Source organism: Streptomyces sp. WG5, assembly GCF_049974565.1.
Lineage (GTDB): Bacteria > Actinomycetota > Actinomycetes > Streptomycetales > Streptomycetaceae > Streptomyces.
This window is the reverse complement of the sequence record NZ_JBNGGC010000009.1, coordinates 174,401-201,120: the sequence shown is the minus strand read 5'-3', so window position 1 is coordinate 201,120 and position 26,720 is coordinate 174,401. Positions and strand designations below refer to the sequence as shown.

The window sequence follows — 26,720 nt, the reverse complement described above, 5'->3', positions numbered from 1 at the left end:
CCAGGAGCAGACGCCGGCCAGGAGCAGGACGCCGGTCCGGCGCTCGCCGCCACCGCCGGAGTCCGCACCGCCCAGGACCCCGTGCTCCGGCCCGGGGGAGGTGCCGGTCCCGCCCCGCTCCCGCCCCGATACCGCCGGCCGCCGGAGGCTAGTGCGCCGCGGACTCCCAGTCCGGGCCCGCGCCCACCGAGACGCCCAGGGGCACCCTGAGCCGCACCGCGTCCGCCATTTCACGGCGGACGAGCTCCTCCGCCGCCGCCCGCTCGCCGGGGGCGATCTCCAGGACGATTTCGTCGTGGACCTGGAGCAGCATGCGGGAACCCAGGCCGGCCTCGCGCAGCGCCTTGTCCACGTTGAGCATGGCGATCTTGACGATGTCGGCCGCCGTGCCCTGGATCGGGGCGTTCAACGCCATGCGCTCGGCCGCCTCGCGGCGCTGGCGGTTGTCGCTGTTGAGGTCGGGCAGGTAGCGGCGGCGGCCGAAGAGTGTCGCCGTGTAACCCGTCGCCCGCGCCTCGTCGACGACCCGGCGCAGGTAGTCCCGTACGCCGCCGAACCGCTCGAAGTAGGCGTCCATCAGGCCACGGGCCTCGGCGGCCTCGATGTTGAGCTGCTGGGAGAGGCCGAAGGCCGACAGACCGTACGCCAGGCCGTACGACATGGCCTTGATCTTGCGGCGCATCTCCGCGTCGACGGCGGACTGCTCGACGGAGAAGACCTGCGCGGCGGCGGTGGTGTGCAGGTCCTCGCCGGAGGTGAAGGCCTCGATCAGCCCCGCGTCCTCGGAGAGGTGGGCCATCACACGCAGCTCGATCTGGCTGTAGTCGGCCGTCATCAGGGACTCGAAGCCCTCGCCGACGACGAAGCCGCGGCGGATCGCGCGGCCCTCGTCCGTACGGACCGGGATGTTCTGCAGGTTCGGGTCCGTGGACGAGAGGCGGCCGGTCGCGGCGACCGTCTGGTTGAACGTGGTGTGGATGCGGCCGTCCGCGGCGATCGTCTTGATCAGGCCCTCGACCGTGACGCGCAGCTTCGCCTGCTCACGGTGACGGAGCATGATCACCGGCAGTTCGTTGTCGGTCTGGGCCGCCAGCCAGGCCAGGGCGTCGGCGTCGGTGGTGTAGCCGGTCTTGGTCTTCTTGGTCTTGGGGAGGTTCAGCTCGCCGAAGAGCACCTCCTGGAGCTGCTTGGGCGAGCCCAGGTTGAACTCGCGCCCGGCCGCCGCGTGCGCCTCCTTCACCGCCTGCTGCACGGCGCCCGCGAACATCTGCTCCATGGCCTCCAGATGGGCCCGGTCGGCCGCGATGCCGTGCCGCTCCATGCGGGCCAGCAGCTCGGACGTGGGCAGCTCCATGTCGCGCAGCAGGTCCGCGGCACCGACGTCGGCCAGCCGGCCCTCGAAGGCCTCGCCCAGGTCGAGGATCGCGCGGGCCTGCACCATCAGCGCCTCGGCCTCGGCGCCCTCGTCCGCGCCGAAGGCCAGCTGGCCGTCGGCCGCGGCGGCGGGGGCCAGCTCGCGGTGCAGGTACTCCAGGGACAGCGCGTCCAGGTCGAAGGAGCGGCGGCCCGGCTTGACCAGATAGGCGGCGAGCGCGGTGTCCATGCCCACCCCGGCGACGCTCCAGCCGTGCTCGGCGAAGACGCGCATCGCACCCTTGGCGTTGTGGAGGACCTTCGGCCGGTCGGCGTCGGACAGCCAGGCCGCGAACGCCCTCTCGTCGGTCTCGTCCAGCTCGGACGGGTCGAACCAGGCGGCCTTCCCGTCGGGCGCGGCGAGCGCGACCTCGGTGACCGAGCCGGTGCCCAGCGCCCAGGTGTCGACCATGGCGACGCCGAGGGGCCGCGTGCCGTGCTCGGCGAGCCAGCCGGCCAGCTCACCCGTGCCCAGCACCGTGCCGTCCAGCTCCACGCCGTCCGCCACCACCGGTGTCTCCTCGGCCTCCTCGGCGCCGGGGTCGACGGCGTAGAGCCGCTCCCGCAGGGACGGGTTGCGGATCTCCAGGGTGTCCAGGATCACCGCGACGCCCTTGCGGTCGTACGCGGAACGCTCCAGGTCGGTGACGGTCTTCGGCAGCTCGACCCGCCGCTCCAGCTCGGTGAGCCGGCGGTTGAGCTTGACGGACTCCAGGTGGTCGCGGAGGTTCTGCCCGGCCTTGCCCTTGACCTCGTCGACGCGCTCGACCAGCTCCGCGAACGAACCGAACTGGTTGATCCACTTGGCGGCCGTCTTCTCACCGACACCCGGGATGCCCGGCAGGTTGTCGGACGGGTCACCGCGCAGCGCCGCGAAGTCGGGGTACTGCGCGGGGGTCAGTCCGTACTTCTCGAAGACCTTCTCCGGCGTGAACCGGGTCAGCTCGGAGACGCCCTTGGTCGGATACAGGACCGTGGTGTGCTCGCTGACCAGCTGGAACGAGTCCCGGTCACCGGTGACGATCAGCACGTCGAAGCCCTCGGCCTCGGCCTGGGTGGCGAGCGTGGCGATCACGTCGTCCGCCTCGAAGCCCTCGACGGCGAACCGGGAGACGCGCATCGCGTCGAGGAGCTCACCGATCAGCTCGACCTGGCCCTTGAACTCGTCCGGGGTCTTGGAGCGGTTCGCCTTGTACTCCGTGAACTCCTCGGACCGCCAGGTCTTGCGGGAGACGTCGAACGCCACCGCGAAGTGCGTGGGCGCCTCGTCACGCAGCGTGTTGGCCAGCATCGACGCGAAACCGTAGATCGCGTTGGTCGGCTGGCCCGTCGCGGTCGTGAAGTTCTCCGCGGGCAGCGCGAAGAACGCGCGATACGCCAGCGAGTGCCCGTCCATGAGCATCAGCCGCGGACGGCCGCCGGATGTGCTGTCGGTCTTCTTCGATGCTGTCTTCGCCACGACCCCGATCCTGCCACGTACCACTGACACTCGGCCCCGCCCGCACGCTCCCACGCCCGTGACCTGCCGAACCACCGGCCGGCGCCTCCGCCCACCGCCACCCGCGCCACCCGCGCCACCCACCGTCACCGCCCGTCGCACGCACCGCTCCCGGGCGGGCACCCTCTCCCGCTCTTCCGCACGCCCGGCCACCGGCGATGCCGGCGGGGCGTGCGAGGATCGGAGACGTACCTCACACGTGTAGGCGAAGGAGCGCGCGATGGCCACCAAGCCGCCCAAAGGTGATCCGGTTCAGGACGCGCCGCAGGTCACAGGCCCGCAGCACGCGGCGGCGGGCATCCCGGCCATCGGCCACACCCTGCGGATGGCACAGCGGCAGATGGGCGTGAAGCGGACCGCGCTGACCCTGCTGAGCGTCAACCAGAAGGACGGCTTCGACTGCCCGGGCTGCGCCTGGCCGGAGCCGGACCACCGGCACAAGGCCGAGTTCTGCGAGAACGGCGCGAAGGCCGTGGCCGAGGAGGCCACCCTGCGCCGGGTCACCCCGGAGTTCTTCGCCGCGCACTCCGTCACCGACCTCGCCACCCGCAGCGGCTACTGGCTGGGCCAGCAGGGCCGGCTCACCCACCCGGTGTACCTCCCGGAGGGCGGCGAGCACTACGAGCCGGTCACCTGGGAGCGCGCCTTCGACATCGTCGCGGAGGAGATCGCCGCCCTGAACTCGCCCGACGAGGCCGTCTTCTACACCTCCGGACGCACCAGCAACGAGGCCGCGTTCCTCTACCAGCTCTTCGCACGCGAGCTCGGCACCAACAACCTGCCGGACTGCTCCAACATGTGCCACGAGTCGTCCGGCTCGGCCCTCGGCGAGACCATCGGCATCGGCAAGGGCAGCGTCCTGCTGGAGGACCTGTACAAGGCCGACCTGATCGTCGTGGCCGGCCAGAACCCGGGCACCAACCACCCGCGCATGCTCTCCGCCCTGGAACGCGCCAAGGCGAACGGCGCGAAGATCATCAGCGTCAACCCGCTGCCCGAGGCCGGCCTGGAGCGCTTCAAGAACCCGCAGACCCCCAAGGGACTCACCACGGGCGCCGCCCTCACCGACCTGTTCCTGCAGATCCGCCTCGGCGGCGACCAGGCCCTGTTCCGGCTCCTCAACAAGCTGATCCTCGACACCGAGGGCGCGGTCGACAAGACCTTCGTCGAGGAACACACCCACGGCTTCGAGGAGTTCGCCGAGGCCGCCCGCGCCGCCGACTGGGACGAGACGCTCACCGCGACCGGTCTCACCCGCGCGGAGATCGAGGAGGCCCTGCGCATGGTGCTCGCCTCGAAGCGCACCATCGTGTGCTGGGCGATGGGCCTGACCCAGCACAAGCACTCCGTACCCACCATCCGCGAGGTCGTGAACTTCCTCCTCCTGCGCGGCAACATCGGCCGCCCGGGCGCGGGCGTCTGCCCGGTGCGCGGCCACTCCAACGTGCAGGGCGACCGCACGATGGGCATCTTCGAACGCCCCGCGCCCGCCTTCCTGGACGCCCTGGAGCGGGAGTTCGGCTTCGCCCCGCCGCGCGAACACGGCTACGACGTCGTACGGGCCATCCGCGCGCTGCGCGACGGCGAGGCGAAGGTCTTCTTCGCCATGGGCGGCAACTTCGTCTCCGCGTCCCCCGACACGGAGGTCACCGAGGCGGCCATGCGCCGCGCCCGCCTCACCGTGCACGTGTCGACGAAACTGAACCGCTCGCACGCGGTCACCGGCGCACGAGCGCTCATCCTCCCGACCCTGGGCCGCACCGAGCGCGATCTCCAGAGCAGCGGTGAGCAGTTCGTCACCGTCGAGGACTCCATGGGCATGGTGCACGCCTCCCGCGGCCGGCTGGAGCCCGCGAGCACACGTCTGCTGTCCGAGCCGGCGATCGTGTGCCGGCTGGCACGCCGCGTGCTGGGCGAGAGCAGCCGCACACCCTGGGAGGAGTTCGAGCAGGACTACGCGACGATCCGCGACCGCATCGCGCGCGTGATCCCCGGCTTCGAGGACTTCAACGCGCGCGTGGCGCACCCCGGAGGCTTCGCCCTCCCCCACGCCCCGCGCGACGAACGCCGCTTCCCGACGGCCACCGGCAAGGCCAACTTCACCGCCGCGCCGATCGAGTACCCCGAACTGCCCGAGGGACGGCTGCTGCTCCAGACGCTGCGCTCGCACGACCAGTACAACACCACGATCTACGGCCTGGACGACCGCTACCGGGGCATCAGGAACGGCCGCCGGGTCGTCCTGGTCAACCCGGAGGACGCCCGGCGGCTGGACGTGCGGGACGGCTCGTACGTCGACCTGGTCAGCGAGTGGCAGGACGGGGTGGAGCGGCGGGCGCCCGGTTTCCGCGTCGTGCACTATCCGACCGCCCGGGGCTGCGCGGCGGCGTACTACCCGGAGACCAACGTCCTGGTGCCGCTGGACGCCACCGCGGACACCAGTAACACCCCGGCCAGCAAGTCCGTCGTCGTCCGTCTGGAACAATCGGCGACCGACTGAGCGTTTGCTCAGTCGAGTCGGCGGGTCCCACCGGGCCGGCCGGCGGATCGGACAGACGGAGCGACGAAACGGAGCCGGCCCATGGGCGAGCAGCAGCAGGTGCAGTTCCCGCAGGAGGTCATCGACGAGTACGCCGCGCTCGGCGTCGACCTGCCCGCGCTCTTCTCCGCCGGGCACCTCGGGACGCGTATGGGCGTCCAGATCCTCGAGGCGTCGTCCGACCGCGTCGTCGGCACCATGCCGGTGGAGGGCAACACCCAGCCGTACGGGCTGCTGCACGGCGGCGCCTCCGCCGTGCTGGCCGAGACGCTCGGGTCGGTCGGCTCGATGCTGCACGGCGGCAGCTCCAAGATCGCCGTCGGTGTCGACCTGAACTGCACCCACCACCGCGGGGCCCGCTCCGGTCTGGTCACCGGCGTGGCCACACCGGTGCACCGGGGCCGGTCGACGGCGACGTACGAGATCGTGATCAGCGACGAGCAGGACCGGCGCGTGTGCACCGCCCGGCTGACCTGCCTGCTGCGGGACGTCGGCCCCGGCGACGGAGCACGGGCGGGCGCGACGGGCTGAGCGGCGCAGCACCGGACGCGGACCGGCCCCGGCCGCCCCGGCCGCCCCAGCGGCCTCACCCGGACGCATCCCCCGGCCGCCCGTCCCATCGCTTCGCGGCCACGGCATTGCCGCCGGCCACCCGGCGCTCTAGCGTCGGGGCATGGGACGGGGAGAGGCCCCCTGGCCGGGGGCGGCGGCTCGGCGATTCCGGTGCACACCCGCACGGCTCGCGCCCGGACGACACCGGCCCGCACGGCTCGTGCCCGCCCTGGTCGCGCTCGCTCTGACGCTGACGACCGCCGCCCTGACGACCGCCTGCGCCAACTCCTCCACCGCTGAGACCGGTTCCGGCGCCGCCACCGGGACAGCCACTGCGGTGGCGGACCGACGAACCCCGTCCCCGGCGGAGTTGTGCACGAGCGCGGTCGGCCACTGGGCACGCGAGATGCTGCACGGCGGCGAGCCCTACGGCGACTACCAGTCGATGGGGCTGTCCGGCCGGCAGTACGACATCCTCCGGGAGGTCATGGCCGCCGCTCGGGCCACGGAACGCGACCGAGGCATGCGGGCAGCCGAGGAGCTGACCGGGCACCGGGTGCGTGCGGCGTGCGGCGAGCAGTACCGCGACGGCGGTCCGAGCGACGGCCCGTGGCAGCGGTGAGCGGCACCGGTCCCCTCGAGCCGGGCGACGGCACTCACGCCTGGGACGCCCCGGGCACCCCCGCACGCCGCGGCCGGCCGCGCGGACCTCTCGCCCGGCACTACGACCGCCACCGCCGGACCGTCCTCACCGCCGCCGCGGCACTCGCCCTCCTGGCAGGCGGCGGCTACCTGTACGCCGACCGGCCGCGGCAACCGCCGCCGCCCCCACCGCCACCCCCCTCCCAGGCGGTCGACCTCGACTACCTGGACGCGGTGCCCGGCCCCGGCAACGCCGAGCCCGGCAGTTTCAGCTTCGCGGTGCGGCTGAGCGTGCGGTCGGGACCACCCGTCACCGTGACGCGGCTGACCCAGCCCTACGCCGGCCTCTCGATGACGTCGTCGCCCGCCGCTCCTTTCCGGACAAAGACTCTTTCCGCCCGCATGATCATCATCACGCTCCGGGTGACGGAATGCGAGGAATCACCGCGGAATCCCGGACTCCCTTTTCTCGATGTAACACTGCGTAATACGCACGCAATAGAAGCCCACAGTTTCATCCTGGGGCAACGCTATGCGCAGCACCTCTCGCAGGCCATCGAGGACACCTGCGGCAACGATTCCAGGTAATCACCAAAACACCCCAGACACCTGAACACCGCCCTGCGGTCCTGCGGGTTCTCATCATGCGGACAGGGCGAATCGGCCTGAATTCCGCCCTTCTTCTCAGCCAGTACCGCTCTGCATTACCCCGTGTCATAACAAGAGCGTCACAGCCTGAGTCAGACCCTCCTCCACCTTCCCCACACACGCTTAGAGTCACGGCCAGTCACCGCGCAGTCCGATTGTCACTTCGGCCCAGCGCTCGACTCGACCGCCTCCACGGGGAAGCGGCCGTGCCAGGGAAAGGACTGATCGTGCGTCAACGTTCGTTCATCGCCATCACCGCCGCTCTCGCGGCAGGGGCCCTCACCCTCACCGCCTGCGGCTCGCGCGACGACGACGGCGGCTCGGACTCCGGCAACGGCGGCGGAGGTGGCACCACCGTCGTCATCGGCGTCGACGCCCCGCTCACCGGCGACCTGTCCGCGCTGGGCCTCGGCATCAAGAACTCGGCGGACCTCGCCGCGAAGACGGCCAACAAGGACAAGTACGTCGAGGGCATCACCTTCAAGATCGAGGCCCTCGACGACCAGGGCCAGCCCTCCGTAGGCCAGCAGAACGCCACCCAGCTCGTCGCCAACGACGACGTCCTCGGCGTCGTCGGCCCGCTGAACTCCTCGGTCGGCGAGTCCATGCAGAAGGTCTTCGACACCGCCAAACTCGTCGAGGTCTCCCCCGCCAACACCGGCCCGTCCCTCACCCAGGGCCCGGACTGGCGCACCAACAAGGTCCGCCAGTACAAGTCGTACTTCCGCACCGCGACCACCGACGCCATCCAGGGCCCGTTCGCCGCGCAGTACGTCTACAACGACGCCAAGAAGAAGAACGTCTTCGTCATCGACGACAAGAAGACCTACGGCGCCGGCCTCGCCGCCACCTTCACCGAGGAGTTCAAGAAGCTCGGCGGCAAGGTGGTCGGCACCGAGCACATCAACCCCGACACCAAGGACTTCTCCTCGGTCGCCACCAAGGTGAAGAACTCCGGCGCCGACGTCGTCTACTACGGCGGTGAATACCCGCAGGCCGGCCCGCTGAGCAAACAGATCAAGGAGGCCGGCGCCAAGATTCCGCTCGTGGGCGGCGACGGCATCAAGGACGACACCTTCATCAAACTGGCCGGCGCCGCCAGCACCGGCGACCTCGCCACCTCCGTCGGCGCACCCGTCGAAGAACTCCCCTCCGCCAAGAAATTCGTCGCCGACTACAAGGCGGCCGGCTACAAGGAGGACTTCGCGGCCTACGGCGGCTACTCCTACGACTCCGCCTGGGCGATCATCGAGGCCGTCAAGAAGGTCGTCGAGGACAACGACGGAAAGCTCCCCTCCGACGCCCGCGCCAAGGTCACCGAGGCCATGCAGAACGTCTCCTTCGACGGCGTGACCGGCAAGGTCTCCTTCGACGAATTCGGTGACGCCACCAACAAGCAGCTCACCGTCTACTCCGTCGAGAACGGAGCCTTCAAGGCCGTCAAGTCCGGCACCTACACCGGCTGACCGACCCGTACCACAGCCCACCAGCCGCGCGGGGCGCTGTTCCACAGGCGCCCCGCGCGCACTCGCATCCGGTCACATCCGTCGAACGACCGAAAGTCTCGGAGGACATGCGGTGAACGAACTGCCGCAGCAGCTGGTCAACGGCCTGCTACTGGGATCCATGTACGGGCTGGTCGCCATCGGCTACACAATGGTCTACGGCATCGTCCAGCTCATCAACTTCGCCCACGGCGAGATCTTCATGACCGGCGCCTTCGGCGCGCTCACGGTCTACATCTACATCCTGCCCGACGGCACCTCCATGATGATCGCCCTCCCCCTGATGCTCATCGGCGCGGTGATCGTCTCGGTGGCCGTCGCCGTCGGAGCGGAACGATTCGCCTACCGCCCACTGCGCGGCGCCCCCCGACTCGCCCCCCTCATCACCGCCATCGGCCTCTCCCTCGCCCTCCAGCAGGCGATCTGGGCCTGGTACCCCGACGCCAAATCCGCCCGCACCTTCCCCCAGATCGACGGCGGCCCCTTCCACATCGGCAACGTCACCATCCAGACCGGCGACATCTTCCTGTTCACCGCCGCACCCATCAGCATGGCCATCCTCGCCTACTTCGTGATGAAGACCCGCACCGGACGCGGCATGCAGGCCACCGCCCAGGACCCCGACACCGCCAAACTCATGGGCATCAACACCGACCGCATCATCGTGGTCGCCTTCGCCCTCGGCGCCGTCTTCGCCGCCATCGGAGGCGTCGCCTTCGGCCTCAAATACGGCCAGGTCGACTTCAAGATGGGCTTCATCCTGGGACTCAAGGCCTTCACCGCGGCCGTCCTCGGCGGCATCGGCAACATCTACGGCGCCATGATCGGCGGCATAGTCCTCGGCGTCGCCGAAACCCTCGCCACCGCCTACATCGCCGACGTCCCCGGACTGGGCCAGTTCGGCAGCCAGTCCTGGGCGGACGTCTGGGCCTTCATCCTCCTCATCCTCGTGCTGCTGCTCAGGCCACAAGGCCTGCTCGGCGAACGCGTTGCGGACAGGGCGTGACACCGATGACCACACAGACCACCACACCGAAGACCGCCGGCACCCCCACCACGGGCACCCCCACCGGCCTCGTCCGCATACCCCCACACATCGGCCGCGCCCTCGCCACCGGCGGCGGCCTCCTCACCATCGTCTCCACCTTCCTCGCCTGGACCTGGACCGCCGAGTTCCCCGGCGACCTCACCGTCTACGGCTACCCCGGCGGCCTCCAGGTCCTCGTACTCATCGGCGGCGCCCTCACCACCCTCCTCGGCCTCGCCTCCTACGGCGTCAAAGGACTGCGCTGGCTCGCACCCGCCGGCGCCGACCCAGCCATCAGACTCGCCGCCCTCGCCACCTTCACCACCACCTGGTACACCCTCATCGCGATCAGCGCCCAACTCGGCGGCCTGGTCAACCTGGAGCCCGGCGGATACGTCGCAGCCGCCGTCACCCTCATCAGCGTCCTCGGCGCCCTCGCCCTCCCCTTCGAACGCCCCGAACCCGACCCGTTCGACTCCGACAGCACCGGCTGGGAACAGTTCAAGCACACCACCGCCCAGAACTGGCAGACCATCAGGGCAGCCTTCACCGCCGACGCCCCCCGCCGCGTCCGCACACTGCCCTCGTACGCCGAAATCCTCATCATCGCCGCCGTCCTCGCAGTCGCGCTGCTCGTCTTCACCTACGGCATCGGCACCGAGTACGACGAACTCTTCGTCGGCTTCCTCATCACCGCCGGCTTCGGCTTCGCCGCCCTCAACAAGTCCGGCCTGATCACCCAGATCACCCAGATCACCGCCCGGCACCAGAACATCACCATCTGCGGCGCGTTCATCGCGGCGGCCTGCTTCCCCTTCACCCAGACCGACGACCAGTACGCCACCCTCGGCGTCTACATCCTCATCTTCGCCACCGTCGCCCTCGGCCTGAACATCGTCGTCGGCCTCGCCGGCCTCCTCGACCTCGGCTACGTCGCCTTCCTCGGCGTCGGCGCCTACGCCGCCTCCCTCGTCTCCGGATCGCAGAGCTCCCCCTTCGGCGTCCACTTCCCCTTCTGGGCCGCCGTCCTCGTCGGTGCCGCCGCCTCCCTCGTCTTCGGCGTCCTCATCGGCGCCCCCACCCTGCGCCTACGCGGCGACTACCTCGCCATCGTCACCCTCGGCTTCGGCGAGATCTTCCGCATCACCGCCAACAACCTCGACGGCACCTCAGGACCCGACCTCACCAACGGCTCCAACGGCATCTCCGCCATCCCCGACCTCAAAATCCTCGGCTTCGACCTCGGCACCCAGCACGACATCGCCGGCTTCACCATCGGCCGGTTCGCCAACTACTTCTTCCTGATGCTCGTCATCACGGCCGTCGTCGTCCTCGTCTTCCGACGCAGCGGCGACTCCCGCATCGGCCGCGCCTGGGTCGCCATCCGCGAAGACGAAACCGCCGCCCTCGCCATGGGCATCAACGGCTTCCGCGTCAAACTCATCGCCTTCGCCGTCGGCGCCACCCTCGCCGGCCTCGCCGGCACCGTCCAAGCACACGTCACCTACACCGTCACCCCCGAGCAGTACCTCTTCGCCGGCACCACCCCACCCAACTCCGCCTTCCTTCTCGCCGCAGTCGTCCTCGGCGGCATGGGCACCATCGCCGGCCCCCTCATCGGCGCCGCCCTGCTCTTCCTCATCCCCAACAAGCTCCAGTTCCTCGGCGACTACCAACTCCTCGCCTTCGGACTCGCGCTCGTACTGCTGATGCGCTTCCGCCCGGAAGGCCTCATCCCCAACCGACGCCGCCAACTGGAATTCCACGAAGAGGCCGAAGCGCCCACAGTCCTGAGCAAGACAGGGGCCTGACCACCATGACCACCGACACCACCACCAAGGACACCCCGGGCACACCCACCCCCGGCACCCCCGTCCTCGACGCACGCGGCGTCACCATGCGCTTCGGCGGCCTCACCGCCGTCAACAACGTCGACCTCACCGTCAACAGCGGCGAAATCGTCGGCCTCATCGGACCCAACGGCGCCGGCAAAACCACCTTCTTCAACTGCCTCACGGGCCTCTACATCCCCACCGAGGGCGAAGTCCGCTACAAGGACAAGGTCCTGCCCGCCAAGTCCTTCAAAGTCACCGCCGCCGGCATCGCCCGCACCTTCCAGAACATCCGCCTCTTCGGCAACATGACCGTCCTGGAGAACGTCCTCGTCGGCCGCCACACCCGGACCAAAGAAGGCTTCTGGTCAGCCGTCCTGCGCGGCCCGGGCTTCCACAGAGCCGAAGCAGCCAGCCGCGAACGCGCCACAGAACTCCTCGAGTTCATAGGACTCGCCGCCAAAGCCGACCACCTCGCACGCAACCTCCCCTACGGCGAACAACGCAAACTCGAAATCGCCCGCGCCCTCGCCAGCGAACCCGGACTGCTACTCCTCGACGAACCGACAGCCGGCATGAACCCCCAGGAGACCCGGGCCACCGAAGAGCTCGTCTTCGCCATCCGCGACATGGGCATCGCCATCCTCGTCATCGAGCACGACATGCGCTTCATCTTCAACCTCTGCGACCGCGTCGCCGTCCTCGTCCAAGGCGAGAAACTCGTCGAAGGCGACAGCGCCACCGTCCAGGGCGACGAACGCGTCATCGCCGCCTACCTCGGCGAACCCCTCGCCCACGACCCCGGCGCCGCCGAGGCCGCCGAGGTGGAAGCCGCCGAAGCCCACGCCCAGGCCGACACCACCACGGACACCGCGGCCGGCAAGGAGAACGACCGATGACCGCACTCCTCGAGGTCGAAGACCTCCGCGTCGCCTACGGCAAGATCGAAGCCGTCAAAGGCATCTCCTTCACAGTCGACGCCGGAGAAGTGGTCACCCTCATCGGCACCAACGGCGCCGGCAAGACCACCACCCTGCGCACCCTCTCCGGCCTCCTCAAACCAGTCGGCGGCCAGATCAAATTCGGCGGCAAGTCACTCAAGAAGACCCCGGCACACCAGATCGTCTCCCTCGGACTCGCCCACTCCCCCGAAGGCCGGCACATCTTCCCCCGCATGACCATCGAGGACAACCTCCGCCTCGGCGCCTTCCTCCGTACCGACAAACCCGGCATCGAAAAAGACATCCAACGCGCCTACGACCTCTTCCCCATCCTCGGCGAACGCAGAAAACAAGCCGCAGGCACCCTCTCCGGCGGCGAACAGCAGATGCTCGCCATGGGCCGCGCCCTGATGTCCCAGCCCAAACTGCTCATGCTCGACGAACCCTCCATGGGCCTCTCCCCCATCATGATGCAGAAGATCATGTCGACCATCGCCGAACTGAAATCCCAAGGCACCACCATCCTGCTCGTCGAACAGAACGCCCAAGCCGCCCTCTCCCTGGCCGACCACGGCCACGTCATGGAAGTCGGCAACATCGTCCTGACCGGCAGCGGACAAGACCTCCTCCACGACGAGTCCGTCCGCAAGGCCTACCTCGGCGAAGACTGAACCAGCACACACAGAAGAGGCCCGCGCCCCCTGCCGGGGACGCGGGCCACCTTCGTCATCGGGTCCTGCTCAGCCCTTGGACGCCTTCTTCTCCTCGGCATCCTGAATGACCGCCTCGGCCACCTGCTGCATCGACATCCGCCGGTCCATCGACGTCTTCTGGATCCACCGGAACGCCGCCGGCTCCGTCAGCCCGTACTCCGTCTGCAGCACCGACTTCGCCCGGTCCACCAGCTTCCGCGTCTCCAGCCGCAGACTGAGATCCGCGACCTCCTTCTCCAACGCCTTCAGCTCCGTGAACCGCGACACGGCCATCTCGATCGCCGGAACGACATCACTCTTGCTGAACGGCTTCACGAGATACGCCATCGCACCCGCGTCCCGCGCCCGCTCCACCAGGTCGCGCTGCGAGAACGCGGTCAGCATCAGCACCGGCGCGATGCTCTCCTCGGCGATCTTCTCCGCCGCGGAGATCCCGTCCAGCTTGGGCATCTTCACATCGAGGATCACCAGGTCCGGCTTGTGCTCCCGGGCCAGCTCCACGGCCTGCTCACCGTCACCGGCCTCACCGACGACGGAGTACCCCTCCTCCTCCAGCATCTCTTTCAGATCCAGCCGGATGAGCGCCTCGTCCTCGGCGATGACGACACGGGTCGTCAGCGGAGGCACGTGTGACTTCTCGTCTTCGGGCACGTCGGCGGGCTGGGGCGACTCGGGGGCGGTCACGTGGGCGCTCCTTGTTCCGGGGCAGGCGGTACTGCTGACAAGAGCCTACCTAGCTGCGGCGGCCTAGGGTGAACCGGTACACTCCTGAAGGCTGACCGGCCGGGTTGGCGGAACTGGCATACGCGGATGTCTCAAACACATCTGTTCGAAAGGACATACGGGTTCGAGTCCCGTACCCGGCACAGACAGCAAAAAGCGGAGGATCACGTTCTCGTGATTCTCCGCTTTTTGCTGCACATCGGGCCCCGCAGTGACGCACCGTGATTGCATGAATTTCCACAGCACTGACGTGCGACAGAAGGCCCTCACACTGCTGCGCGGCGGCGCGAAGAACGCGGACGTTGCACGAGCTCTGAACATCCCGGCGGGCACGATCAGCTACTGGAAGCACCGGGACCGGGCCAAGCGTGGCGAATGCCCTGGCAAGCATGATCCGAGCTGCCCCAGGTGTCATGGACGGGAACTGGACGAGCCCGCCTACGGCTACCTACTGGGTCTCTACCTCGGTGATGGCCATATCAGCCACTACTCCGAACACCGCGTGCCCAACCTCATGATCGCTTGCGCCGATTCATGGCCCGGGCTCATGGACGACTGCGAGCAGGCCATGCGTGCGGTCTTCCCCGACAACTCGGTCTGCCGTGTCCGCAGAACCGGCTGCCACAACGTGAAGGTCTACTCGAAGCACCTGCACTGCCTCTTCCCCCAGCACGGGCCCGGAAAGAAGCACAACCGCAGCATCGCCCTCGAACCCTGGCAGCAGGAGATCGTCGACGTCCACCCCTGGGAGTTCATCCGGGGCCTGATCCACTCCGACGGCTGCCGGATCACCAACTGGACCACCCGGCTCGTCGGCGGCGAGCGCAAGCGCTACGAGTACCCCCGGTACTTCTTCACCAACAAATCGGACGACATCCGGAAGCTGTTCACGGACACCCTCGACAAGGCCGGCGTCGCCTGGACGACCCTCGCTCGGGGCAGCGATCCCTTCAACATCTCCGTAGCCCGCAAAGCCTCCGTAGCCCTCATGGACGCCCACGTCGGGCCCAAGTACTGACGACCGGGCTACTGGGGACTGTCGTCCTCCCCGATGTGGTGCACCCGCACCAGGTTGGTCGTGCCCGACACCCCGGGTGGCGAGCCGGCCGTGATGACCACGACGTCGCCCTTCTCGCAGCGTCCGTACCGGGTGAGCAGTTCGTCCACCTGGTCGACCATCGCGTCCGTGGAGTCCGCGTGGGGACCGAGGAAGGTCTCCACGCCCCAGGTCAGGCTCAGCTGTGAGCGCGTCGCCGGTTCGGGGGTGAAGGCGAGCAGCGGGATGGGTGAGCGGTAGCGGGAGAGGCGGCGGACGGTGTCGCCGGACTGGGTGAAGGCGACGAGGAATTTCGCGCCGAGGAAGTCGCCGATCTCGGCTGCCGCGCGGGCGACGGCGCCGCCCTGGGTGCGGGGTTTGTTGCGGTCGGTCAGTGGGGGCAGGCCCTTGGCGAGGATGTCCTCCTCGGCTGCTTCGACGATGCGGGCCATGGTGCGCACTGTTTCGATCGGGTGTTTGCCGACGCTGGTTTCGCCGGAGAGCATGACCGCGTCGGTGCCGTCGATGACGGCGTTGGCGACGTCGGAGGCCTCGGCGCGGGTGGGGCGGGCGTTGTCGATCATGGAGTCGAGCATCTGGGTGGCGACGATGACCGGCTTGGCGTTGCGTTTGGCGAGTTTGATGGCGCGCTTCTGGACGATGGGGACCTGTTCGAGGGGCATTTCGACGCCGAGGTCGCCCCGGGCGACCATGATGCCGTCGAAGGCGGCGACGATGTCGTCGATGTTCTCGACGGCCTGGGGTTTTTCGATCTTGGCGATGACGGGGAGGCGGCGGCCTTCCTCGTCCATGATGCGGTGGACGTCGAGGGCGTCTCGTCCGCTGCGGACGAAGGACAGGGCGATGACGTCGAAGCCGTTGCGGAGGGCCCAGCGGAGGTCGTCCTCGTCCTTCTTGGAGAGGGCGGGGACGGAGACGGCGGCGCCGGGGAGGTTGAGGCCTTTGTGGTCGGAGACCATGCCGCCTTCGATGACCGTCGTTCGGACTCGGGGTCCGTCGATGCCGGTGACTTCGAGGCAGACTTTGCCGTCGTCGACGAGGATGCGTTCGCCGGGGGTGACGTCGGCGGCGAGGCCGGGGTAGGTGGTGCCGCAGGTGTGGCGGTCGCCGGCGATGCCTTCTTCGACGGTGATGGTGAAGGTGTCGCCGCGTTCGAGGAGTACGGGGCCTTCGGTGAAGTGGCCGAGCCGGATCTTCGGGCCTTGAAGGTCGGCGAGGGTGCCGACGCTGCGGCCGGTCTCGTCGGAGGCTTTTCGGACGCGGTGGTATCGCTCTTCGTGTTCGGCGTGGGTGCCGTGGCTGAAGTTGAAGCGGGCGATGTCCATTCCGGCGTCGACCAGGTGTTTGATCTGGTCGTACGAGTCGGTGGCGGGCCCAAGTGTGCAGACGATCTTTGCTCGGCGCATGGGTCGAGCCTATGACTTACCGGCGGGTAGCGAATTGGCCGCGCATGTCCACTCAACAACCTTTGAGTAAAGGGTTATTGACAAGTGTTGAATTGTGCGTGGCGCTGCTCCGATGAGCATTTCATCCGGCTGCGGCTCTTGACAGGTGCTGTGCTCAGGACGGAATCTACGCGCGTTGTCACATGATCGCGGGTCACCGAGGAGAGTCAGCCATGGCGTTGCACCGCCGGAAGTTCCTGAGCAGGTCCGCCGTGACGGGGGCGGGTGTCGCGCTGGCCGGCGCGGCGGCGGCTCCGGCGGCCGGGGCGGCGCCCGCGCACGGGGGCGGTCGTAAGAAGCCGAAGCGGTACGCGCTGACGGTGCTGGGCACCACCGATCTGCACGGGCACGTCTTCAACTGGGACTACTTCAAGGACGCCGAGTACGCGGACGCGGCGGGCAACGCGCAAGGGCTGGCCCGTGTCTCCACGCTGGTGAACCAGGTCCGTGCGGAGAAGGGCCGCCGCAACACGCTGCTGCTGGACGCGGGCGACACCATCCAGGGCACCCCGCTGACGTACTACTACGCGAAGGTCGATCCGATCACCGCCGAGGGCGGTCCGGTGCACCCGATGGCGCAGGCGATGAACGCGATCGGGTACGACGCGGTGGCGCTCGGGAACCATGAGTTCAACTACGGCATCGAGACGCTGCGCAGGTTCGAGGAGCAGTGCGACTTCCCGCTGCTCGGTGCGAACGCGGTGGACGCGAAGACGCTGAGGCCGGCCTTCCCGCCGTACTTCATGAAGACGTTCCGGGTGAAGGGCGCGCCGCCGGTGAAGGTGGCGGTGCTGGGGCTGACGAATCCGGGGATCGCGATCTGGGACAAGGCGTACGTCCAGGGGAAGCTGGCGTTCCCGGGTCTGGAGGAGCAGGCGGCCAAGTGGGTGCCGAAGCTGCGTTCGATGGGCGCGGACGTGGTGGTGGTGTCGGCGCACTCGGGGTCGTCGGGCACGTCGTCGTACGGTGACCAGCTTCCGTACGTGGAGAACGCGGCGGCGAACGTGGCGAGGCTGGTGCCGGGCATCGACGCGATCCTCGTGGGGCACGCGCACCAGGAGATCGCGGAGCTGAAGGTCGTCAACGAGGAGACCGGGAAGACGGTCGTGCTGTCGGAGCCGCTGTGTTACGCCGAGCGGCTGACGCTGTTCGACTTCGAGCTGGTCTTCGAGCGGGGTCGTTGGCACGTGGAGTCGGTGAGGGCGTCGCTGCGTGATTCCAGCACGGTCGAGGACGATCCGGAGATCACCGGGTTGCTCTCGGACGAGCACGCGAAGGTCGTGGCGTACGTCAATCAGGTGGTCGGTACGGCGACCGAGACGTTGACGACGGTGGAGGCGCGTTACAAGGACGCGCCGATCATCGACCTGATCACGAAGGTGCAGGAGGACGTCGTCAAGGAGGCGCTGGCGGGTACGGAGTACGCTTCGCTGCCGGTTCTGGCGCAGGCTTCGCCGTTCTCGCGGACGTCCGAGATTCCGGCCGGTGACGTGACGATCCGGGATCTGTCGAGTCTGTACGTGTACGACAACACGCTGGTGGCGAAGTTGATGACGGGCGCCCAGTTGCGGGCGTACCTGGAGTACTCGGCGGAGTACTACGTGCGGACGGCGGACGGTGCGCCGGTGGATGTGGAGCAGCTGACCAACGCGGACGGCCGTCCGGACTACAACTACGACTACGTGTCGGGGCTGACGTACGAGGTCGACATCGCGCAGGCGCCCGGTTCGCGGATCAGGAACCTGGCGCACGGGGGTGCGCCGTTGGCTGACGACGCGCGGTTCGTGCTGGCGGTGAACAACTACCGGGCCAACGGTGGTGGTGCGTTCCCGCATGTGGCGTCGGCCCAGGAGGTGTGGGCGGAGTCGACGGAGATCCGTACGCGGATCGCGGAGTGGGTCACGGCGAGGGGTGTGCTGGACCCGGCGGACTTCGCGTCGGTGGGCTGGAAGCTGACGCGGGACGGTGCGCCGGTGTTCTGATTCCGGCGTGGGTGAGGAGCGGCCTCAGATTCCCTCCACCAGCGGGGTGAGTGCCCGGTGGTCGCGTGCGGAGGGGATCTGGGGCTGTGCTCCTTCCAGGCCGAAGGTGGTGAAGGCGGTGCGGCTGGGGAGCGGGTAGGGGTGCCGTCCGGTGACGTCGTTGAGGATGGTGGCGCTGCGCCAGGCGGCGAGGCCGAGGTCGGGGGTGCCGACGCCGTGGGTGTGGGTTTCGGCGTTCTGGACGTAGACGTGTCCGGTGACGGAGGGGTCGAGGAGGAGGCGGAAGCGTTCGTCGATGCGGGGGCGTTCGTGGTTGTCGCGCCGCATGTAGGCGTCGAGGCCCGCGAGGAGGCGGTTGAGGGGGCGCTCGCGGTAGCCGGTGGCGAGGACGACGGCGTTGGTGGTGAGGCGGGAGCGGGTTTTCTGCTGGGCGTGTTCGAGGTGGAGTTCGATCTGGGTGGTGGTGATGCGGCCGGCGGTGCGGACGTGGACGCCGGGGGTGAGGACGGTGTCGGGCCAGCCGCCGTCGAGGGTGCGGCGGTAGAGCTCGTCGTGGATGGCGGCGGTGGTGTCGGCGTCGATGCCTTTGTGGAGTTGCCACTGGGTGGCGACGAGGCGGTCGCGGACGGGTTCGCTCAGGGCGTGGAAGTAGCGGGTGTAGTCGGGGGTGAAGTGTTCCAGGCCGAGTTTGGAGTACTCCATGGGCGCGAAGGCCTCGGTGCGGCCGAGCCAGTGGAGTTGTTCGTGTCCGGTGGGGCGGTGGCGGAGGAGGTCGAGGAAGATTTCGGCGCCGGACTGGCCGGTGCCGATGACGGTGATGTGTCCGGCGGTGAGCAGGGTGTCGCGGTGCTGGAGGTAGTCGGCGGCGTGGACGACGGGGACGCCGGGGGCGTCGGTGAGGGGTTTGAGGGGGTCGGGGACGTGCGGTTCGGTGCCGATGCCGAGGACGACGTTCTTCGTGTAGGTGCGGCCGACGGCGTCGGCTTCTCCGTCGGCGTCGAGTCGGGTGTAGTCGACTTCGAAGAGGTGGCGTTCGGGGTTCCAGCGGACGGCGTCGACCTGGTGGTGGAAGCGGAGGGCGGGGAGGTTGTCGGCGACCCAGCGGCAGTAGGTGTCGTATTCGGTGCGTTGGATGTGGAAGCGTTCGGCGAAGTAGAAGGGGAAGAGGCGTTCTCGGGCTTTGAGGTGGTTGAGGAAGGTCCAGGGGTTGGCGGGGTCGGCGAGGGTGACGAGGTCGGCGAGGAAGGGGACCTGGATGCGTGCGCCGTCGATGAGGAGGCCGGGGTGCCAGTGGAAGGTGCGGCGCTGGTCGTAGAAGACGGTGTCGAGGCCGGTGAGGGGGTCGGCGAGGGCGGCGAGGGAGAGGTTGAAGGGGCCGATGCCGACGCCGACGAGGTCGCGGGGGGTGTCGGGGGTGCGGTGTGCGGGGGTGTTCATCGGGGGGTGTGTCTTTCTACGAGGGTGAGGAGGGTGGCGAGGTCGTCGGGTGTGGTGTGGGGGTTGAGGAGGGTGGCCTTGAGCCAGAGCCGGCCGTCGGCGTGGGCGCGGCCGAGGACTGCGTTGCCGGTGGTGAGGAGGGTGCGGCGCAGGGCGGCGACGGTGTCGTCGGTGGTGTGGGTGGGCCGGAAGAGGACTGTGCTGATGGTGGGTGGGGCGTGGAGTTCGAAGCGGGGGTGGTGGTGGATGAGGGTGGCGAGTTCCTGGGCGAGGGTGCAGACGTCGTCGACGAGGGTGCCGAGTCCGGTGCGGCCGAGGGTTTTGAGGGTGGCGGCGATTTTGAGGATGTCGGGGCGGCGGCTGGTGCGTGGGGAGCGGCCGAGGAGGTCGGGGATTCCGGCGTGGGTGTCGTCGTCGGCGTTGAGGTAGTGGGTGTGGTGGTGGAGGGCGCTGAGGTCGTCGGGGTTCTTGACGGTGAGGAGGCCGGCGGCGATGGGCTGCCAGCCGAGTTTGTGCAGGTCGAGGGTGACGGTGTGGGCGGCTTCGAGTCCGGCGAGTTTGGGGCGGTGCCGGTTGCTGAAGAGGAGGCCGGCGCCGTAGGCGGCGTCGATGTGGAGGCGGGCGCCGTGTGCGTGGCAGCGGTCGGCGATTTCGGGGAGGGGGTCGATGAGGCCGGCGTCGGTGGTGCCGGCGGTGGCGACGACGAGGTGCGGTCCCGGGATCTGGGTGAGGGCTTCGTCGAGGGCTGCGGGGTCGAGGGTGCCGGCGGGGGCGGGGACGACGGCGGGTTCGGGCAGTCCGAGCAGCCAGGTGGCGCGGGGCACGGAGTGGTGGGCGTTGGCTCCGTGGATGAGTCGCAGGCCGGGGCCGTGGGCTTCGCGGGCGAGCAGGGTGGCGAGCTGGTTGGATTCGGTGCCGCCGGTGGTGACGAGGGCGTCGGTGGCGCCGGTTTCCCGGGCGAGGGTGCGGGTGACGAGGGCTTCGAGGGCGGAGGCGGCGGGTGCCTGGTCCCAGGAGTCGAGGGAGGGGTTGAGGGCGCTGGCGGCGAGGTCGGCGGCGGTGGCGACGGCGAGGGGTGGGCCGTGCAGGTGGGCGGTGCACAGGGGGTGGGCGGGGTCGGCGGCGCCGTGGGCGAGTGCGGTGACCAGGGCGCGCAGGGCGTCGGGGTCGCCGTGCTCGGGGAGGAGGTCGCCGGCGGCGTCGGTCATGCGGGTGGTGACGGTGTCGGGGCCGCCTGCGGGCAGCGGGCCTCCGCGTGCTGTGGTGCCGGCGTGCAGTGCGTCGAGCACGGTGTCGAGCAGGGGGCGTAGGGCGTCGGGGCCGTGGGGGCCCGAGGCGAGGGGCGGCGGCGTGCCCATGGGCTGTCCTCCGGGCGTGGTGCGGGGAGTTCCAGCTTGGACGGGGATGCGCGTGTACGCCCGTACAGCTCAAGATCGCAACCCGAAAGGGGTATGCGGGGGGCCGGCCCGCGGGGGTGGGCCGGCCGTGTCCGGGGTCAGTGCGTGTCCGGGGTCAGTGGGTGTCGGTCTCCCGTACTCGCAGGGCGCGGGCGAGGTCGTCGAGTTGGTCGGTGAGCTTGCGGCGCAGGGCGGGGATGGGGTGGGCGTCGTTGAGGCATTCCTGGCCGAGGCGCAGGTTGTCGGTGTCGACGGCGTGGGCGGGGAAGGCCCAGCGGCCGGCGGCTTCGGCGATGGCGGGGCCGCGGCGGGCGGCGACGGAGACGGCTTCGGTGTAGTAGCGCGGCACGTAGTCGTGGAGGAGGTCGGCTTGTTCGGGCTGCCAGAAGCCCTTGGCGGTGGCGGTGAAGAGGTAGTTGGAGAGGTCGTCGGTGGTGAACATGGCCTGCCAGGCGCGGCTTTTGGCGTCGGGGTGGGGCAGGGCGGCGCGGCAGTGGGCGGCGCCTTCCTGGCCGGTGTCGCTGGGGTCGCGGCGGAGTTCGGCGGCGATGGCCCTCTCGTCGGTGGCGCCGAGGACGGCGAGGCGGGTGAGGATGCGCCAGCGGAGTTCGGGGTCGAGTTCGGGGCCGCCGGGGACGGTGCCGTCGGCGAGCCAGGCGGCGATGGTGTCGGGGTGGGCGGCGGTGGCGATGCGGTGGCGTACGGCGATGAGGCGCAGTCCGGGGTGGTCGCCGTCCTCGGTGCGGCGGATGAGGTCGCGGCACAGGTCGGTGAGGGTGGTCAGGGCGGCGGGCCGCCGGCCGGGGGCGACGTAGCGGTCGGCGACCTGGGTGGTGGCGAAGGTGAGGACGCCGTCGACGAGGGCGAGGTCGGTCTCGTGGGGGAGGTGGGCGCGGGCGATGTCCAGGTAGGTGCCGGTGGGGAGTTCGCCGTCGCGGACGGCGTCCCTGAGGGCGTTCCAGACGACGGCCCGGGTGAGGGGGTCGGGCAGGCCGGACAGGCCTTCGCGGAGGGTTCGGAAGGAGTCGGCGTCGAAGCGGATCTTGGCGTAGCTCAGGTCGCCGTCGTTGAGGACGACGAGTGCGGGGAGCTTGCCGATGGGCCGGGGTCCGGCCTGGGGGAGGTCCAGGTCGAGGCTGGTGCGCAGGGTGAGCCGGCCTTCGTCGGTGAGGTCGCGGTCGTAGAGGCCGGCGGCGATGCGGTGGGGGCGCTCGCCCTTGCGGCCGACTTCGAGTGTTCGGGTGCCGTTGTCGCCGGTGACGTGGGGGGTGAGGGTGTCGACGCCGGTGGTGCGCAGCCAGGCGTCGGCCCAGGCGTGGACGTCTCGGTCGGTGGCGGCGGCGAGGGAGTCGATGAAGTCGGCGAGGGTGGCGTTGGCGAACTTGTGCCGTTCGACGTGGGTGTTGATGCCGGCCAGGAAGTCCTTCTCGCCGAGCCAGTGGACGAGTTGGCGCAGGGCGGAGGCGCCCTTGGCGTAGGAGATGCCGTCGAAGTTGAGGAGGGCGGAGGCGGTGTCCTGGACGTTCTCGGGGGCGACGGGGTGGGTGGAGGGGCGTTGGTCGGCGTCGTAGCCCCAGGGTTTGCGGGTGACGCCGAAGTCGGTCCAGGTGTCGGTGAAGCGGGTGGCTTCGGCGGTGGTCTGGTAGCCCATGTACTCGGCGAAGGACTCGTTGAGCCAGATGTCGTCCCACCAGCGGAGGGTGACGAGGTCGCCGAACCACATGTGGGCCATCTCGTGGGCGATGACCATGGCGCGGGTCTGTCGCTGGGTGTCGGTGACGGCGGAGCGGAAGACGAATTCGTCGCGGAAGGTGACCAGTCCGGGGTTCTCCATGGCGCCGGCGTTGAATTCGGGGACGAACGCCTGGTCGTAGGAGTCGAAGGGGTAGGGCTCGGTGAACTTCTCGTGGTAGCGGTCGAAGCAGCCGCGGGTGACTTCGAGGAGTTCGTCGGTGTCGGCGTCGAGGTGGGGGGCGAGGGAGCGGCGGCAGTGGAGGCCGAAGGGGAGGCCGCGGTGTTCGGTGCGTACGGAGTGCCAGGGGCCGGCGGCGACGGCGACGAGGTAGGTGGAGATGGGTGGGGTGGTGGCGGCCTTCCAGTGGCCGTCGCCGGTGTGTTCGGTGATGCCGTTGGCGAGGACGGTCCAGCCCTGGGGTGCGGTGACGGTGAGGTCGAAGACGGCTTTGAGGTCGGGCTGGTCGAAGGCGGCGAAGACGCGCTGGACGTCGTCCAGGAAGAGCTGGGTGTAGACGTAGGTCTCGCCGTCGGCGGGGTCGGTGAAGCGGTGCATGCCCTCGCCGGTGCGGGAGTAGCGCATGGCGGCGTCGACGCGCAGTTCGTGGTCGCCGGGGGCGAGGTTCTTCAGGGGGAGCCGGTTCTCGTCGAGGGCGCCGGGGTCGAGGGGGTGTCCGTCCAGGGTGACGGTGCGCAGCTCGGCGGGCTTGACCTCGACGAAGGTGTCCGTGGTGTCCGTGGTGTCCGGTTCGCCGTGGACGGTGAAGCGGATGACGGTGCGGGAGTCGAAGGTGTCGTCGCCACGGGTCAGATCGAGGTCGATCGTGTAGTGGTGGACGTCGAGGAGCCGGGCTCGGGTCTGCGCTTCGTCGCGCGTCAGTACGGACATGCACGCCATGCTGCCTGATGCGGTCGGCAGGGCACAGAGGCGGATCGGTACGCGGATTTTGTCCGGGCCGGCGGGGTGGCCGGGGCGCTCCCCGGCGCGCGCCCCCGTGGGCGGGGGCGCGGGGCCGGCGGGGTCAGTCGGAGGCGGGGGCCGGGTCGCTGCCGTTGCCGTTGTTCTCCGCGATGCGTTCGTGGTGGTGGATCACCTCGGCGATGATGAAGTTCAGGAACTTCTCGGCGAACGCCGGGTCGAGTTTGGCGCTCTCTGCGAGGGCGCGCAGCCGGGCGATCTGTTTCGCCTCGCGGGCCGGGTCGGCGGGCGGGAGTTGGTGCCGGGCCTTGAGGTGGCCGACCTGCTGGGTGCATTTGAAGCGCTCGGCGAGCATGTGGACGACGGCCGCGTCGATGTTGTCGATGCTGTCCCGCAGCCGGGCCAGTTCCTCGCGGACGGCGGGGTCGACGGCACCGGTGCCGGTGTTGCTGGTGGTCATGGGTGCTCACCCTAAGGGCGGATCCCGGGCCGTCGCAGACCGTCTCAGGCCCCGGGAAGCCCGCCGGTGCCGACGCGCTTGTGGACGTAGACGTCGTCGTGCCCGCCTGGGGGCGCCCCCGATGCGGCCCCGCTCCCGGACTGTGCGGCCGCGCGCACGAGCCGGCTCCCCCGGCCGGGCTGCCGTGAGCCGCTGTTCCAGGTCGGTGTCCGCGCCGCCCGCGTGCGGGGAGGAGGCGGCGACGGTGTGCTGTTCGCCGGTCACGGTCGCCGCCTGTGCCGTGGGCCGGGGCCGGGGGCGAACGGTTTCCGCCGGACGGCACCGGTGGCCGTGCGGGGCCGGCCGTACAGTGGGAGACGGGTTCAGGAGCGTCTTGGGGGTTCAGGCGTGGCGAACGGCGGACCGGTCGAGCACGGTTACCCGCATCTGGAGACGGTGCGGGCCGCCGTCACCGCGTTGTACAGGCGGTTGTCGTACGACACCGTGCGGACGTTCTCGGCCAGTGTGGCCCCGGCCGACGTGGCGTTCTGCGACACCGACGACCTGTATCTGGGTGCGCAGCGGGTGGCGCACGAGCTGGTGCGTCACTACCGTCTCCCGGATGCGCGGATGATCGTGTCCTTCCGGGAGATGACGCATGCGGCGAGTGTCGAGCTCGCGGCGGGCCCGGAGTACTTCATCGAGTTGAACGACCGGTTCCGTACGCATCGCCGGGACATCGGCGCGGCCCTCGCGCACGAGGTGATGCACGTGTACCTGCACCGTCTCGGTCTGTCCTTCGCCGGCACGCGGGACAACGAGATCCTCACCGACACGGCGACGACGTACCTGGGCGCCGGCTGGCTGCTGCTGGACGCCTACCGGGAGGACTCGGCGTCGTCGCAGAAGCTCGGGTACCTGACGCCGGAGGAGTTCGGCTACGTCCTGGCCAAGCGGGCGCTGGTGTTCGGTGAGGACCCCGCGGTGTGGTTCACCAGTCCGCAGGCGTACACGGCGTACGTCAAGGGCATGGCCCGGGCCCGCCGGGACGAGCAGCAGCCGCCGCTGTCCGCGGCGGGCTGGGCGGGCCGCCGCCGCTATGCCCGGGACCGTCGCCACGCCCAGGACCCGCGTGCCGCCGCGGACCTTGCGGTGGACGGGCCGTACTCCTTCACGCCGGTCGGGCGGGGGCCGCTGCGGGTGTCGTTCTCCTGTCCGACCTGTCATCAGCAAATCAGGGTGCCGGTGCGGGGGCGGGTGCGGGCGCGGTGCGGGCTGTGCCGGACGGTGCTGGAGTGCGACACGTGAACGGGCTGGTCCCCCGCACCGGCCGTCCCTCCGGCGGCCCCTGCGCGCCCTCCGCGCCCCTGCGCGCCCTGCGGTGTCCCTGAGGCGTCCCCGCGGCGTTCCTCCGGCGTCCTTCCGGCGCTCCCGGGCGGTACGGCCTAGGGCCGTACGATGCCCTGCGCGCGTGCGGCCACCAGCCACGTGGGGAACTCGCCCACCAGGTGGTCGTACAGCTCGGCGTCGGTCACCTTCCGCGGGTCGCGGCCCGCGTGGAAGAACCCGGCGTTGTCGACGACCCGCTTGTCCGGCACCGCCAGTTCGTCGAGTCTGCGCAGGTACTCGAACTGGCGGCTGTCCGGGTCGCCGAAGCCGACGAACTGCCAGAACAGGGGGAGCGTCGCCGCCTTGCACAGGTACCGCTCCGCGGCGAGCCGGTTGATCGGGCCGCCGTCGGTCTGGAAGACGACCAGGGCGGGGTGGCGGGCGCCGCTGTCGAGGTAGTGGTCGATGACGGCGTCCATGGCCAGGTGGTAGCTGGTCTTGCCCATGTGCCCGAGGCCGGCCGCGATCCGCTCGATCCGCCCCTCGTGGTCGGCGAGGGCGATCTCGGTGACGGCGTCGACGTCGGTGGAGAAGAACACGACCGGCACGGTGCCGTCGTCGTCGAGGTGCGCGGACAGTCCGAGGACCTGGTCGGCGAGCGCCTGCACGCTGCCGTCCTTGTAGTACGGCTTCATGGAGCCGGAGTAGTCGACGACGAGGTAGACGGCCGCCCGGGTCCCCTCCAGTCCGTGCTTGGCCAGCGACACCCCGGCGCTCCGGTACGGATCGACCAGTGCGGGCGCGGTCTCCCGCACCTTGGTGAGACTGATCGCGGCCATGCGGACTCCCCCGTCGCTCCTGGGACTTACGACATCTGGCTGCCGAGGTTACGGCACGGCGCACCCCGCCTCTCAGCTCGTCCACAGGCATTCGCTATTTTGTTCGCCG

At 69.7% G+C, this 26,720-nt stretch carries 20 protein-coding genes and 1 tRNA gene; 13 read left to right on the top strand and 8 right to left on the bottom strand.

What is annotated here, in order from left to right:
• Window positions 1–148: 148 nt before the first annotated feature.
• The gene (gene polA / locus ACP4IX_RS12005; RefSeq protein ID WP_426555464.1) at window positions 149–2,872 is read right to left on the bottom strand and encodes a DNA polymerase I; all 2,724 of its coding nucleotides are present in this window, start codon (window positions 2,870–2,872) and stop codon (window positions 149–151) included.
• 259 nt (window positions 2,873–3,131) lie between these two features.
• On the opposite strand from polA, the gene ACP4IX_RS12000 reads away from it, so the two are divergent.
• The 9 genes from ACP4IX_RS12000 to ACP4IX_RS11960 all read left to right on the top strand — a co-directional run bounded on the left by ACP4IX_RS12000 (window position 3,132) and on the right by ACP4IX_RS11960 (window position 13,268).
• Complete coding sequence (locus ACP4IX_RS12000; RefSeq protein WP_426555463.1) at window positions 3,132–5,411, top strand: FdhF/YdeP family oxidoreductase; 2,280 nt, start codon at window positions 3,132–3,134, stop codon at window positions 5,409–5,411.
• Window positions 5,412–5,492: 81 nt separating this feature from the next.
• Window positions 5,493–5,981, top strand: coding sequence for a hotdog fold thioesterase (locus ACP4IX_RS11995; protein ID WP_426526160.1), 489 nt, complete (start codon window positions 5,493–5,495; stop codon window positions 5,979–5,981).
• A 142-nt stretch (window positions 5,982–6,123) separates the two neighbouring features.
• Window positions 6,124–6,624, top strand: coding sequence for a hypothetical protein (locus ACP4IX_RS11990; RefSeq protein ID WP_426555462.1), 501 nt, complete (start codon window positions 6,124–6,126; stop codon window positions 6,622–6,624).
• Complete coding sequence (locus ACP4IX_RS11985; RefSeq protein ID WP_426555488.1) at window positions 6,621–7,232, top strand: Tat pathway signal sequence domain protein; 612 nt, start codon at window positions 6,621–6,623, stop codon at window positions 7,230–7,232. Before ACP4IX_RS11990 ends, ACP4IX_RS11985 begins: the two co-directional genes overlap by 4 nt.
• 287 nt (window positions 7,233–7,519) lie before the next feature.
• A complete protein-coding gene (locus tag ACP4IX_RS11980; protein WP_426526163.1) occupies window positions 7,520–8,758 on the top strand; it encodes a branched-chain amino acid ABC transporter substrate-binding protein in 1,239 nt (412 codons plus the stop codon).
• A 112-nt stretch (window positions 8,759–8,870) separates the two neighbouring features.
• Window positions 8,871–9,803, top strand: a complete 933-nt coding sequence (locus ACP4IX_RS11975; RefSeq protein WP_426555461.1) for a branched-chain amino acid ABC transporter permease — start codon at window positions 8,871–8,873, stop codon at window positions 9,801–9,803.
• A gap of 5 nt (window positions 9,804–9,808) precedes the next feature.
• Complete coding sequence (locus ACP4IX_RS11970; protein ID WP_426555460.1) at window positions 9,809–11,635, top strand: branched-chain amino acid ABC transporter permease; 1,827 nt, start codon at window positions 9,809–9,811, stop codon at window positions 11,633–11,635.
• 5 nt (window positions 11,636–11,640) lie between these two features.
• A complete protein-coding gene (locus ACP4IX_RS11965) occupies window positions 11,641–12,555 on the top strand; it encodes an ABC transporter ATP-binding protein (protein ID WP_426526170.1) in 915 nt (304 codons plus the stop codon).
• Entirely contained in the window at window positions 12,552–13,268 is a 717-nt protein-coding gene (locus ACP4IX_RS11960) for an ABC transporter ATP-binding protein (protein WP_426526172.1), read from the top strand. The genes ACP4IX_RS11965 and ACP4IX_RS11960 overlap by 4 nt, the downstream gene beginning before the upstream one ends.
• Before the next feature lie 69 nt (window positions 13,269–13,337).
• Here the strand turns inward: ACP4IX_RS11960 and ACP4IX_RS11955 are convergent, their stop codons facing one another.
• Complete coding sequence (locus ACP4IX_RS11955) at window positions 13,338–13,994, bottom strand: ANTAR domain-containing response regulator (protein ID WP_426526174.1); 657 nt, start codon at window positions 13,992–13,994, stop codon at window positions 13,338–13,340.
• Between the two features lie 98 nt (window positions 13,995–14,092).
• On the opposite strand from ACP4IX_RS11955, the gene ACP4IX_RS11950 reads away from it, so the two are divergent.
• A tRNA-Leu gene (locus ACP4IX_RS11950) sits at window positions 14,093–14,176 on the top strand.
• An 86-nt stretch (window positions 14,177–14,262) separates the two neighbouring features.
• Window positions 14,263–15,051: a helix-turn-helix domain-containing protein gene (locus tag ACP4IX_RS11945; protein WP_426526176.1), complete on the top strand. Its 789-nt coding sequence runs from the start codon at window positions 14,263–14,265 to the stop codon at window positions 15,049–15,051.
• An 8-nt stretch (window positions 15,052–15,059) separates the two neighbouring features.
• Here ACP4IX_RS11945 and pyk read toward each other — a convergent pair whose 3' ends face one another.
• A complete protein-coding gene (gene pyk / locus ACP4IX_RS11940; protein ID WP_426555459.1) occupies window positions 15,060–16,496 on the bottom strand; it encodes a pyruvate kinase in 1,437 nt (478 codons plus the stop codon).
• Between the two features lie 212 nt (window positions 16,497–16,708).
• Between pyk and ACP4IX_RS11935 the strand changes: the two genes are divergently transcribed.
• A complete protein-coding gene (locus ACP4IX_RS11935; protein WP_426555458.1) occupies window positions 16,709–18,517 on the top strand; it encodes a bifunctional metallophosphatase/5'-nucleotidase in 1,809 nt (602 codons plus the stop codon).
• 24 nt (window positions 18,518–18,541) lie between these two features.
• Here the strand turns inward: ACP4IX_RS11935 and ACP4IX_RS11930 are convergent, their stop codons facing one another.
• From ACP4IX_RS11930 to ACP4IX_RS11915, 4 genes are all read right to left on the bottom strand, one after another.
• Window positions 18,542–19,954, bottom strand: a complete 1,413-nt coding sequence (locus ACP4IX_RS11930; protein WP_426555457.1) for a lysine N(6)-hydroxylase/L-ornithine N(5)-oxygenase family protein — start codon at window positions 19,952–19,954, stop codon at window positions 18,542–18,544.
• Window positions 19,951–21,312 carry a pyridoxal phosphate-dependent decarboxylase family protein gene (locus ACP4IX_RS11925; protein ID WP_426555456.1) on the bottom strand — a complete coding sequence of 454 codons (1,362 nt, stop codon included), beginning with the start codon at window positions 21,310–21,312 and terminating at the stop codon, window positions 19,951–19,953. The genes ACP4IX_RS11930 and ACP4IX_RS11925 overlap by 4 nt, the downstream gene beginning before the upstream one ends.
• A 154-nt stretch (window positions 21,313–21,466) precedes the next feature.
• Window positions 21,467–23,974, bottom strand: coding sequence for an aminopeptidase N (pepN, locus tag ACP4IX_RS11920; RefSeq protein WP_426555455.1), 2,508 nt, complete (start codon window positions 23,972–23,974; stop codon window positions 21,467–21,469).
• A gap of 133 nt (window positions 23,975–24,107) precedes the next feature.
• Entirely contained in the window at window positions 24,108–24,464 is a 357-nt protein-coding gene (locus ACP4IX_RS11915) for a chorismate mutase (RefSeq protein ID WP_426526188.1), read from the bottom strand.
• Window positions 24,465–24,851: 387 nt separating this feature from the next.
• Between ACP4IX_RS11915 and ACP4IX_RS11910 the strand changes: the two genes are divergently transcribed.
• Window positions 24,852–25,751: a hypothetical protein gene (locus ACP4IX_RS11910; protein ID WP_426555454.1), complete on the top strand. Its 900-nt coding sequence runs from the start codon at window positions 24,852–24,854 to the stop codon at window positions 25,749–25,751.
• Between the two features lie 137 nt (window positions 25,752–25,888).
• Here the strand turns inward: ACP4IX_RS11910 and ACP4IX_RS11905 are convergent, their stop codons facing one another.
• Complete coding sequence (locus tag ACP4IX_RS11905; protein WP_426522873.1) at window positions 25,889–26,611, bottom strand: vWA domain-containing protein; 723 nt, start codon at window positions 26,609–26,611, stop codon at window positions 25,889–25,891.
• Between the last annotated feature and the right edge of the window lie 109 nt (window positions 26,612–26,720).